Consider the following 12,408-nt stretch of genomic DNA (forward strand, 5'->3'; position numbering starts at 1 on the left):
CGTTAGGTCATTTAAGCCTCAGCAGTCAAACCAGGGTTTGCCAAAGCCCGGCGTTGAGGGGCTCACGGCCCGGCCAAATCCGTCAGCAAACCACCTTAACCCATTCCCACAGCCCTCATCCACAGCTGTGCATAACCCCGTGGACAAACACTGTGGACTGTGTTCCCGGAGGCGGCCTCCTGTGACATTTATCCACAAGCAGTTTCCCCCGCTATCTTCTGGCCTATGCATCCCTTAGGCTAGGCCCGTAGAAAGTTATCCACGGATGTGCATAACTCTGTGGATTACCGCGATTTAACAGCTACATACACGTCTTGGCCAGAGCGTGCCGATGTGTAATAGAAGTCACGTGCAGTGCGCACGTCATTAACAAATATTCCGGTTCACCAACCGGTAGTAAGGGTGGAACTGCCAATGAGCACTGAGGACATCAATGACGTTGGTAGTTCCTGGCGGCGTGTCATACGGATTCTTGAGCAAGACGAACGCGTTTCGCCGCGCCAGCGTGGTTTTGTTGTCCTCACCCAGCCCCAGGGTCTGATTGGGAACACCTTGCTGGTGGCTGTTCCCAACGAATTGACTCGTGAGGTTCTCCAAACTCAGCTCAGCACCGCGCTCAGCGACGCCCTTTCCCAGGTTTTCTCGGAAGAAATCAGCTGTGCTTTCAGCGTCAATGCCGATCTGGTGCCTCCGGTCAAGGAAGAGGAGCCCGTTGCTGCCCCGGTTGCCGTGCGCACCGAACACCCCACACACACCGAACGGACCGAGCAGGTCTCCAAGCCGGCACCCACTCTGCCCAGCACCTCACAGGAGTTTGGCCGGCTCAACCCGAAGTACGTCTTTGATTCCTTCGTCATTGGTTCCTCCAACCGTTTTGCCCACGCGGCCGCTGTAGCAGTTGCCGAGGCTCCGGCCAAGGCCTACAACCCGTTGTTCATTTACGGTGATTCGGGTTTGGGTAAGACCCACCTGCTCCACGCAATTGGCCACTATGCACGCCGGCTTTACACAGGCATTCGGGTTCGCTACGTCAACTCAGAAGAGTTCACCAATGACTTCATCAACTCGATCCGCGATGACGAGGGTGCCAGCTTCAAGCAGCTTTACCGCAACGTGGACATCCTGCTGATTGATGACATCCAGTTCCTGGCCAACAAGGACGCCACCCAGGAAGAGTTCTTCCACACCTTTAACGCCCTGCACAACCACAACAAGCAGGTGGTTATCACCTCCGATCTGCCTCCCAAGCGCTTGCAGGGCTTTGAGGAGCGGATGCGTTCACGTTTTGAGTGGGGCCTGCTGACTGATGTTCAGCCCCCGGAGCTGGAAACCCGCATCGCAATTCTGCGCAAGAAGGCCATTGGTGAGGGGCTTTCCGCCCCCGATGACGCTTTGGAATACATCGCCTCGAAGATCTCCACCAATATTCGTGAGCTTGAAGGCGCCCTCATCCGCGTCACTGCCTTCGCCAGCCTCAACCGCCAACCGGTGGATGTGGGCTTGGCTGAGCTGGTTCTCAAGGACCTGATTACCGACGACGGCGCTCAGGAAGTCACCTCTGCCGCGATCCTGGGGCAGACGGCCGCCTACTTCAACATCTCCCTCGAAGAACTCTGCAGCAAGTCCCGAACCCGCTCGCTGGTGACGGCCCGCCAGATCGCCATGTACCTCTGCCGGGAACTGACCGATATGTCCCTTCCCAAAATTGGTCAGGAATTCGGTGGCCGCGACCACACCACAGTGATCCACGCAGACCGGAAGATCCGGGAATTGATGGCCGAACGCCGCGCCATCTACAACCAGGTGACCGAGCTGACAAACAAGATCAAACAGCAGCAACGCGAGGGCTAATCCGCGAAGCGGAGAAAAAATCCTAAAATTAACAGCTGTGGATAACCCTGTGGATGGTTAAGTGCACAACCACCCCCTTCCTGCGGATAACCCCCAGGGCAGCTGTGGATCATTAAATCGGGCCACAAAGTTCTCCACCGCCGCCCACAGCTCAAAGCGGTGGAGCCTCACAAGCTGTGCACAGGCAACATCGCCTAGACGGCGTGGCCAGGGGCAGTTATCCACAGTATCCACAGGACTTATTAACACTTCTAACTACAAGATTCATTCGTTTCAAACAACATTTACCTTTGCCCCGGTCAGCTCCCTCGTTGAGGGAAAGTCCAATGCCCACATGGGCCCACCAAGGGGCTAAGCTGTTGGAAAGTATGTAATTCCAGTGGTGTCACCAGTCCCTTCACAGGTCTGGTCCATCAACGGTTCACCAAAATTTTTCGCACCATGAAAGGCGGCACCCTTCCGTGAAGTTCCGAGTCGAACGGGATGTTCTGACCGAAGCAGTCAGCTGGGCCGCACGATCCTTGTCACCACGCCCACCGGTTCCCGTATTGTCGGGGCTGTTGTTGAAGGCAGAAGCCGGAACCTTGAGCCTGGCCAGTTTTGACTATGAGATCTCGGCACGCCTGCAGATCCCTGCAGATATTTCTGAAGAAGGAACCATCCTGGTTTCGGGCCGTTTGTTGGCCGATATCTGCCGCAGCCTGCCGGCCGCACCTGTTGAGGTCGAAACCGATGGCAACAAAGTCACCCTGACCTGCCGCAGCAGCCGCTTCCATTTGGCCACCATGCCAGTGGGCGACTACCCGGAGTTGCCGGCACTTCCCGAAGTCAGTGGCACGGTTGACGGCGAAGCCTTCGCCCAGGCTGTTTCCCAGGTCATCATTGCCTCGAGCAAGGACGACACCTTGCCCATTCTCACCGGCGTGAAAATGGAAATTGAAGGCGACCTCATCACGTTGCTGGCAACAGACAGGTACCGCTTGGCCCTGCGTGAGATTCGGTGGAACCCCAGTTCCCCCAACATCTCGACGGGGGCTTTGGTGAAGGCCAAAACCCTCAGCGAGGTTGCAAAGACCTTGGGCAGCTCTGGAAACATCAACATTGCCCTGTCTCAGAACAGCGAGCTCATCGGTTTCGAAAGTGGCGGTCGACGCACCACGTCATTGTTGGTTGATGGCGACTACCCCAAGATCCGCTCACTGTTCCCCAACGACACTCCCATCCATGCAACGGTTGAGACCCATGCACTTGCGGAAGCGGTTCGCCGCGTATCCCTGGTAGCCGAGCGCAACACCCCTGTTCGCTTGATCTTCACGGATGGCCAACTGACACTTGATGCCGGAACCGGCGAGGATGCCCAGGCTTCTGAAAATCTTGAAGCCACGTTGGTGGGTGAGGACATTACAGTTGCTTTCAACCCGCACTACCTCAGCGAAGGTTTGAGTGCCTTTGACAGCAAGTACGTCAGGTTCTCATTCACCTCCGCACCCAAACCCGCCATGCTTAGCGCGCAGGATGACATTGACGGTGAACGCCGTGATGAATACCGCTACCTGGTCATGCCGGTGAGGTTGCCCAACCAGTAAGCCTCAACAACGCTGCCGCACCAAGAGCTACCAAACACGGAAGAGAGACGAACGTGCATATTGGACTTGTTGGACTAGGAAAAATGGGCTTCAACATGAGGGCCCGCCTGCGTGCAGCGCAGATTGAGGTGACAGGTTTTGACAGGAATCCAGCAGTCACCGACGTAGCCTCCATGGCTGAGTTGGTGGCTGCTGTTCCTGCTCCCAGGCTCATTTGGGTCATGGTTCCTTCCGGGGACATCACCTCCTCCGTGATTAGCGAATTGTCGGAGCTGCTGGAAGCTGGTGATTTGCTGGTCGACGGCGGAAACTCACGGTTTACCGAGGACCAAAAGCATGGTGCCATGCTCGCTGAAAAGAACATCGGCTTCATGGATGTTGGCGTGTCCGGTGGCGTTTGGGGCCTGGAGAATGGCTATGGCCTCATGGCTGGCGGGTCCAAGGAAAACGTTGCCCGGGCACTTCCCGTCCTTGATGTGCTCCGTCCCGAAGGTGAACGGGCCGACAGCTTTGTTCATGTGGGTGACGTCGGTGCCGGCCACTACGCCAAGATGGTTCACAATGGCATCGAATACGGCCTCATGCAGGCCTATGCCGAGGGCTATGAGTTGTTGGCGAAAAAGGAAATCATCGAAGACTTGCCGGGCACTTTCCGTGCCTGGCAAAAAGGAACAGTTGTTCGTTCCTGGCTGCTGGACCTCATGGTCAAGGCCTTGGATGAGGACCCGGGGCTGGAGTCCATCGATGACTACGTTGAGGATTCCGGTGAAGGCAGGTGGACCGTTGAGGAAGCCATTGCCAATGCTGTCCCGGCACCTGCCATCACAGCGGCGCTTTTTGCCCGCTTCTCCTCGCGTGAAGACAACTCACCGGCCATGAAGATGGTCTCGGCCTTGCGCCACCAATTTGGTGGTCACGCCACAAAACCTGCGGGTTCCTAACAGTGGATAAATCTCAGCTCAATGTATCTTGAACATCTTTCCCTCACCGACTACCGCAGTTACGCCCAGGTGGATCTAACGCTCAGCCCCGGCGTTACTGTGCTTGTTGGCTCCAACGGACTTGGCAAAACCAATCTGGTGGAAGCGATTGGCTATCTTTCAACCCTTTCCTCACACCGGGTGAGCCAGGACGGGCCACTTTTGCGCTTCGGCACAGAACGGGCCCTCATCCGGGCCCAGCTGGTCCGCGCTGAGCAAAAGGTCATGGTTGAGATTGAGATTAATGCCTCACGGGCAAATCGTGCGCGAATCAACCGGGCCAACCCCATCAGGTCCCGCGATATCCTAGGCATTTGCCGGACAGTCTTGTTCGCCCCGGAGGACTTAGCCCTGGTCAAGGGTGATCCCGGAAACCGGCGCAGGTTCCTGGACGAATTGTTGGTCGTTTTGCTGCCCAAGCACGCAGCCACACGCAGCGACTATGACAGGGTGCTCAAACAGCGCAACGCCCTGTTGAAATCGGCCCGGGCTGCCCATTTCTCGCGTTCGGGTGTGCCGGAGGTGCAGCTCGCAACATTGGACGTTTGGGATCAGCACCTGGCAGTTGTTGCCGCGAATTTGTTGGCTGCCAGGCTGGACCTGCTCAACCGGCTTCGCCCCCACATGGCCGAGGCCTATGCCCAGCTGACTGACGGCTCCAAGCTCTTGCGGGCGAACTACATCAGCAGTTTGACGGATTCTTCAGCCCACGACGGCGCCTCCCCCACAGCTTTCGGCGTCACCGATGATTCCGGGGAAAACGAAGAAATAGATCTTTCCCTTTTCAGTGTGGAAGAGCTCACGGACATGTACGGCGCCGAGCTGGCGAGGTCCCGTTCCCGTGAACTTGACCGCGGCATGTCATTGGTGGGTCCGCACCGTGATGAGTTGGACCTGCTTCTGGGCCAGGCCCCTGCCCGCGGCTACGCGTCCCACGGTGAATCTTGGTCCATTGCCTTGGCGCTGCGGCTGGCGTCGTTCCATGTGCTTGATGAGGACAAACATGTTGCCGGAAACCAGCCCATACTGATCCTTGACGATGTTTTTGCCGAACTCGACGCCCACCGGCGAAAAAAATTGGCCGTCATGGTTGCCACAGCCGAACAGGTGCTGGTGACTGCTGCCGTGGCACAGGACATTCCCGAGGAGCTGGCCGGTTCCAAGATCCAAGTGATACCCGGCGGTGTTCTTCCTCATGAGTGAGGTTCCCGGCGGCCCCACCAGCAGTGATCCCACGGGAAAAAAACGCAGCAAACTTGCTGCAGCCACCGATCATGTCACGGAAGTGGACGCGGCCCAGGCAGCGCTGAACCGAATGCGCACCATCGCCAAGAGTCGTGGTGAATTGCGGATTCCCAGAAGTAGATTGGGCGAAAAAACCACGCCCAAGGCAAAACGGCAGCCATTTCTCGACGCAAAATATGGTGGTGGCAGGGATCCTCTTGGTCTGGGAAACGTTGTCAGCCGGTTGGTCTCGGACCGGGGCTGGAGTTCACCACTGGCAGTAGGCTCGGTCATGGCCCAGTGGGACACCTTGGTGGGACCGGAGATTGCAGCTCACTGCCAGCCGGAGAGTTTTGAGGCGACAACACTTCATGTCAGGTGCGACTCCACCAGTTGGGCCACCCAATTGCGGTTGCTGTCCTCGTCATTGTTGGCCAAATTTGATGCCGATCTTGGCCGCGGGGTGGTGACAAAGATTCTTGTGTTGGGGCCTGCCGCACCAAATTGGCGAAAGGGATTCCGTACTGTCAAGGGACGAGGTCCCCGGGACACTTACGGGTAGATCCGGACGAGGCAGTGGAAGCAGCCACGGCTCTGCAGGGCGATTCAAACCCCTCACGGTGTACATCTCCTTAAAGAGCCAATAACAATTGCGTTCTAAGGCGCTTTTCTCCCCGCCTAGGGCACGTTGAGGGCGCATATACACCATTCTCAAGGTAGAATTGCACCATAACCGTCTCTCTGCGGCGCTGTGGTCCGTTTTTGGTTTCGTTGAGAGCGGTATTTATCTGCCTTCAACGAGGACTCGATGCACGGGCAAGTGAAAGTCGTGCCCTGTCTCAACGTTGGCAATCGAGCTGAACAATAAGAGGGGTCGAACGCGCCTGTGACGACGAACAATTCGGATAGTGCCGTGAATCCAGAGTCGGAAAACACGCAGCCTAGCGAGGTTTCAACAACCGAAAAGCCAGCAGACACCGGTCACTATGATGCCAGTGACATCACAGTGCTGGAGGGCTTGGAAGCCGTCCGCAAACGTCCCGGCATGTACATCGGATCCACTGGCCCGCGCGGTCTGCACCACCTGGTCTATGAAGTGGTGGACAACTCGGTGGATGAAGCCCTGGCCGGCTATTGCGACCACATTGACATCACCCTCACGGCCGATGGCGGTGTGCGTGTGATCGATAATGGCCGCGGAATCCCTGTGGACATCCACCCCACCGAGGGCAAGCCCACGGTTGAAGTGGTCATGACCATCCTGCACGCCGGCGGCAAGTTCGGCGGCGGCGGCTACGCGGTCTCCGGTGGTCTCCATGGTGTGGGCATTTCCGTGGTTAACGCTCTTTCGCGGCAGGTGAATACTGAAATTCGCCGTCAGGGATTTGTATGGCGCATGAGTTTTGCCGACGGTGGCAAGCCCCAGGGCACCCTGGTCAAGGGTGAGACCACCACCGAAACAGGCACCACGCAGACGTTCTACCCGGACCCCACCATTTTTGAGTCCGTCGAGTTTGATTTCGAGACCCTGCGTGCCCGGTTCCAGCAGATGGCGTTCCTGAACAAGGGCCTGAAGATTTCGCTGACTGATGAGCGCCCCAGCAATGACGTCAATGACGAAGACCCCGACCTTGACGCCATTCCCGAGGGCAAGGACATCACCACGGGCAAGCGTGAGGTGACCTACCAGTACAAGGATGGTCTGCTTGACTACGTCAAGCACCTGAACTCCTCCAAGAAGGTCGATGTCATCCACGAGGATGTCATCGCCTTTGAAACCGAGGATTCCTCCCGCAGCATGGCCGTGGAACTTGCCTTGCAATGGACCACCGCCTATTCGGAGAGCGTGCACACGTACGCCAACACGATCAACACCCATGAGGGTGGAACCCACGAAGAGGGTTTCCGTGCCGCCATGACGTCGCTGATCAACCGGTACGCTCGCGAGAAAAAGATCTTCAGGGAAAAGGATGAAAACCTCACAGGGGATGACATCCGTGAAGGCCTGACGGCTGTCATTTCCGTGAAATTGTCTGAGCCGCAGTTTGAGGGCCAGACCAAGACCAAGCTTGGCAATTCCGAGGTCAAGGGCTTCGTTCAGCGCGTTGTCACCGATGGTTTGGGCGACTGGCTTGAGCGCAACCCCGGGCCCGCCAAGGACATCATTCGCAAGTCCATCCAGGCCTCGCAAGCCCGTCTTGCTGCCCGCAAGGCAAGGGAAAGCACCCGCCGCAAGGGTCTCCTGGAATCCGGAGGAATGCCTGGAAAACTCAAGGACTGCCAGTCCAAGGATCCGGCCCTGTCGGAAATTTACATCGTGGAGGGTGACTCGGCTGGTGGTTCGGCCGTACGCGGCCGGAACCCAACCACCCAGGCGATCCTGCCGCTGCGAGGCAAGATCCTCAACGTGGAGCGTGCCAGGCTTGACCGCGCGCTGGGCAATGCGGAAGTCCAGGCCATGATCACGGCCTTCGGCGCCGGCATTGGTGAGGACTTTGACGTCAACAAGGCCCGCTATCACAAGATCGTGCTGATGGCTGATGCCGATGTTGATGGCCAGCACATCACCACTCTTTTGCTGACGTTGTTGTTCCGCTACATGCGTCCGTTGATTGAAAACGGTTACGTATATCTGGCTCAGCCGCCGCTGTACCGCATCAAGTGGTCCAACGCGCCGCACGATTATGTCTTCACCGACAAGCAACGTGACGCAGCCTTGGCCGCGGGCGCCGCAGCGGGACGCCGCATCCCCAAGGAAAACGGCATCCAGCGCTACAAGGGTCTGGGCGAAATGGACTACACCGAGCTGTGGGACACCACCATGGACCCGGAACACCGGACCCTGCTCCAAGTCACCATGGAAGATGCAGCAGAGGTTGACCAAGTTTTCTCCACCCTCATGGGAGAAGACGTGGAATCACGACGCAACTTCATCCAGCAAAACGCCAAGGACGTGCGGTTCCTCGACATCTAGCCAGGCAAGATATTGCCCCCTAGTTATAGTGCGAACCAGACATATATTGGGAATGGAATATAAAGAACTATGAGTGACGAAACACCTCAGAATCCCGACGAAACCACCGTGGTTGCCACGGGAAATGACGTCCTTGAAGGCAATGTAATGCACGACAAGATCGAGCAAATCGATCTCCAGGAGGAGATGAAACGCTCCTATCTGGACTACGCCATGGCAGTCATTGTGGGACGCGCGCTCCCTGACGTCCGTGACGGACTCAAGCCCGTGCACCGCCGCGTCCTGTACGCCATGTTCGACGGCGGCTACCGCCCCGAGCGCTCCTTCAACAAGTGCGCACGCGTTGTTGGCGAGGTCATGGGCCAGTACCACCCGCACGGCGACAGCTCCATTTATGATGCCTTGGTTCGTTTGATCCAGGACTGGACCATGCGCTACCCGCTGGCCTTGGGTCAGGGCAACTTCGGCTCGCCCGGAAACGACGGCGCAGCAGCACCCCGTTACACCGAGACCAAGATGGCGCCGCTCGCCATGGAAATGGTCCGCGACATCGACGAAGAAACGGTCGATTTCCAGGACAACTACGATGGTAAAAACCAAGAGCCGAAGATTCTGCCGGCAAGGTTCCCGAACCTTTTGGTCAACGGATCCTCCGGTATTGCTGTTGGTATGGCCACGAACATTCCGCCGCACAACCTGCGTGAGGTTGCCGAGGGTGTCCAGTGGTACCTTGCGAACCCCACTGTGGGCCGTGAGGAGCTTCTTGAAGCACTCATCGAGCGCATCAAGGGCCCAGATTTCCCCACCGGAGCTCAGATTCTTGGCCGTAAGGGCATTGAAGATGCTTACCGCACAGGCCGCGGATCGATCACGATGCGAGCTGTTGTCAATGTCGAGGAGATCCAGGGACGAACCTGCCTGGTAGTCACCGAGCTGCCATTCCAAGCCAACCCCGATAACTTGGCCGTCAAGATTGCCGATCTGGTCAAGGACGGCAAGATTTCTGGCATCGCCGACCTCCGCGACGAGACTTCCGGACGTACGGGACAGCGATTGGTGGTTGTCCTCAAGCGTGACGCAGTCGCCAAGGTTGTGTTGAACAACCTCTACAAGCACACTCAGCTGCAGGAAAACTTCAGCGCCAACATGTTGGCGATTGTCGACGGCGTTCCGCGCACCTTGCCACTGGATGCCTTCATCCGTCACTGGGTGACGCACCAGATGGACGTCATTGTTCGCCGCACGCGTTTCCGCCTCCGCAAGGCGGAAGAAGAAGCTCATATTCTGCGCGGACTCTTGAAGGCCCTCAACGAACTGGACGAGGTCATTGCCCTCATCCGGCGTTCCTCAACAACCGAAGAGGCCCGCGACGGCTTGATTCAACTGTTGGACATCGATGAGATTCAGGCCAAGGCCATCCTGGACATGCAGTTGCGTCGTCTGGCCGCCCTGGAACACCAGAAGATCACCGACCGCCACAACACGCTGGAACTCATGATCACCGAGTTCAACCGCATCTTGGCTGACCCGGATGTGCAGCGCGGTATTGTCAGCGACGAGCTGGCGGAAATCACGGCCCGGTTCGGCGATGACCGTCGCACGGAAATCATGATGGGCTACGACCCCAACATGAGCATGGAAGACCTCATTCCCGAAGAGGAAATGGTTGTCACCATCACCCGCGGCGGCTACGTCAAGCGCACCCGCAGCGACAACTACCGCACGCAGCACCGCGGCGGGAAGGGCGTCAAGGGCGCGGCACTGCGGGGCGACGACGTCGTCGAGCACTTCTTTGTCACCACCACCCACCACTGGCTGCTGTTCTTCACGAACCTCGGCCGCGTGTACCGGGCCAAGGCGTACGAACTCGCTGAAGCCGGCCGAGACGCCAAGGGCCAGCACGTGGCGAACCTGCTGGCCTTCCAGCCTGACGAGAAAATCGCCCAGGTCATGGAGCTCAAGGACTACCAGCAGTCCCCGTACCTGGTGCTGGCCACCAAGAACGGCCTGGTCAAGAAGACGTCCCTGGAGGACTACGACACCAACCGTTCGGCAGGTGTCATTGCCATCAACCTGCGTGACGGCGACGAACTGGTCTCAGCCCAGTTGGTGTCAGACAGCGACGATCTGCTGTTGGTGTCCCGCAAGGGCCAGTCCATCAGGTTCACGGCCAGCAATGAGGCCCTGCGGCCCATGGGAAGGGCAACATCGGGTGTCACGGGCATGAAGTTCCGTGACTTCGATGAGCTTCTTGCCGCCGACGTGGTCACCGAAGACTCTTATGTGTTTATTGTCACAGAGGGTGGCTATGCCAAGCGCACGGCCGTCAGTGAGTACCGTCTGCAGGGTCGCGGCGGCTTGGGCATCAAGGTTGCCAAGCTTGCTGAAGACCGCGGAGACCTCGTTGGCGCCTTGATTGTTCAAGAGGACGATGAAGTTTTGGTGGTGATGAGCGGCGGCAAGGTGGTGCGCTCCAACGTCTCGGAAGTGCCCGCCAAGGGCCGTGACACCATGGGTGTAATCTTCGCCAAACCGGATAAGAATGACCGCATCATTGAGGTAGCGCGAAACAGTGAGCGGGGCCTTGATGACGAGGATGAGTCGGTACAAACGGACGTCCCTGAAGGATCCGTTGAGGGGGCTCTCGAGGGAAAGCCCCAGCTTGATGAAGTACCGTTAAGCGACGAAGACGGAACAACTGGAGGTACCGATTGAGCGCCAATAACCCGATTCCGCGGCCTGGTTCCGCCCCGAGGGTAGGCGCCCCGGCGCGCCCTCCGCAGCGGCCAGGCGTTGCTCCGGCAACCACCACCAGCGCTGCGGCAAAGCGCCCGGCACCGCGGCCTGCGCCTAAAACGGCGCCGGCGCTAGTCAAGCCCGCACCCAAGGCGAAAGCCCGCAGGGCACGCCTTTTGGTGAGCAAGATTGAGCCTTGGTCGGTGCTGAAGATGGCATTCCTGCTGTCCGTTGCGCTAGGCATTGTCACAGTAGTGGCGTCCATTGTGTTGTGGACAGTGCTGGACACTATTGGGTTGTTTGACACGGTCAACTCCTTCATCAATGACATCCAGGGCAAGGAGGGTGGCACCCCCATCGACCTGCTGACGATTGTGTCGCTGGGCCAGGTTGCGTCATTCTCCACCATTGTGGCTGTGGTGAACGTGCTGCTGCTGACAACTCTTTCGGTGCTCTCTGCCTTCTTGTACAACATCTCCGCCACCCTGGTGGGCGGCATCGGCGTCACCTTGACCGATGACTAGCATGTAGAAAAGCACCAAACTTCCTTGAATCGGCGGGTCCGGGCAGGCCCAGGATCCGCCGATTTGGGATTTTAGGAAAGTGTGCGGTAAAGTTTTGTCTCGGCCCGAACAGGGCCGGAAGGGCGCATAGCTCAGGCGGTTAGAGCGCTTCGCTGATAACGAAGAGGTCCCAGGTTCAAGTCCTGGTGCGCCCACGGAACCTAAAGGTTCTTAGGCAAGGATGGTAAGTTGTGAAGAAGTTGTTGATCTTGGTCGCAGCTCTCAGTGCAGCCGCCGTCCTGAATAAGAAGTGGCAGGAATCCAAAGTTGCGAAGGCAACCTGGAGCAAGGCAACTGATTCAGTAAATTGAATTTTTTGAACTTGCAACAGATATACTGAACAAGCCTCATGGGGGCATGGCGCAATTGGTAGCGCACCTGCTTTGCAAGCAGGGGGTTCGGGGTTCGAGTCCCCGTGCCTCCACCATGGGAAACAACCCCGGTCTTAGGACCGGGGTTGTTTTGTCTTAAGTTAGGTGGTCAAGCCCCTACGC

General features: G+C 57.8%; 9 protein-coding genes and 2 tRNA genes. All 11 read left to right on the top strand.

Annotated features, from left to right (window positions below):
* The first annotated feature begins 414 nt into the window (after positions 1–414).
* The 11 genes from dnaA to ACX80Q_RS14435 all read left to right on the top strand — a co-directional run bounded on the left by dnaA (position 415) and on the right by ACX80Q_RS14435 (position 12,341).
* Positions 415–1,851, top strand: coding sequence for a chromosomal replication initiator protein DnaA (gene dnaA, locus ACX80Q_RS14385; protein WP_459331218.1), 1,437 nt, complete (start codon positions 415–417; stop codon positions 1,849–1,851).
* A 461-nt stretch (positions 1,852–2,312) separates the two neighbouring features.
* A complete protein-coding gene (gene dnaN / locus ACX80Q_RS14390; RefSeq protein ID WP_459331219.1) occupies positions 2,313–3,437 on the top strand; it encodes a DNA polymerase III subunit beta in 1,125 nt (374 codons plus the stop codon).
* Positions 3,438–3,490: 53 nt separating this feature from the next.
* Positions 3,491–4,378, top strand: coding sequence for a phosphogluconate dehydrogenase (NAD(+)-dependent, decarboxylating) (gnd, locus tag ACX80Q_RS14395; protein ID WP_459331220.1), 888 nt, complete (start codon positions 3,491–3,493; stop codon positions 4,376–4,378).
* Between the two features lie 21 nt (positions 4,379–4,399).
* The gene (recF, locus tag ACX80Q_RS14400) at positions 4,400–5,620 is read left to right on the top strand and encodes a DNA replication/repair protein RecF (RefSeq protein ID WP_459331221.1); all 1,221 of its coding nucleotides are present in this window, start codon (positions 4,400–4,402) and stop codon (positions 5,618–5,620) included.
* Positions 5,613–6,203, top strand: a complete 591-nt coding sequence (locus ACX80Q_RS14405) for a DUF721 domain-containing protein (RefSeq protein ID WP_459331222.1) — start codon at positions 5,613–5,615, stop codon at positions 6,201–6,203. The genes recF and ACX80Q_RS14405 overlap by 8 nt, the downstream gene beginning before the upstream one ends.
* Positions 6,204–6,647: 444 nt before the next feature.
* A complete protein-coding gene (gene gyrB, locus ACX80Q_RS14410; RefSeq protein WP_459331246.1) occupies positions 6,648–8,615 on the top strand; it encodes a DNA topoisomerase (ATP-hydrolyzing) subunit B in 1,968 nt (655 codons plus the stop codon).
* A gap of 69 nt (positions 8,616–8,684) precedes the next feature.
* Positions 8,685–11,330, top strand: coding sequence for a DNA gyrase subunit A (gene gyrA / locus ACX80Q_RS14415; RefSeq protein WP_459331223.1), 2,646 nt, complete (start codon positions 8,685–8,687; stop codon positions 11,328–11,330).
* Positions 11,327–11,875 carry a DUF3566 domain-containing protein gene (locus ACX80Q_RS14420; RefSeq protein WP_459331224.1) on the top strand — a complete coding sequence of 183 codons (549 nt, stop codon included), beginning with the start codon at positions 11,327–11,329 and terminating at the stop codon, positions 11,873–11,875. Before gyrA ends, ACX80Q_RS14420 begins: the two co-directional genes overlap by 4 nt.
* Before the next feature lie 120 nt (positions 11,876–11,995).
* Positions 11,996–12,069 (top strand) — tRNA-Ile (locus ACX80Q_RS14425).
* Positions 12,070–12,105: 36 nt separating this feature from the next.
* Positions 12,106–12,225, top strand: a complete 120-nt coding sequence (locus ACX80Q_RS14430; RefSeq protein ID WP_459331225.1) for a DLW-39 family protein — start codon at positions 12,106–12,108, stop codon at positions 12,223–12,225.
* Positions 12,226–12,265: 40 nt separating this feature from the next.
* Positions 12,266–12,341 (top strand) — tRNA-Ala (locus tag ACX80Q_RS14435).
* The last annotated feature ends 67 nt before the right edge of the window (positions 12,342–12,408 follow it).

This window comes from Arthrobacter sp. HLT1-20, from assembly GCF_054510895.1.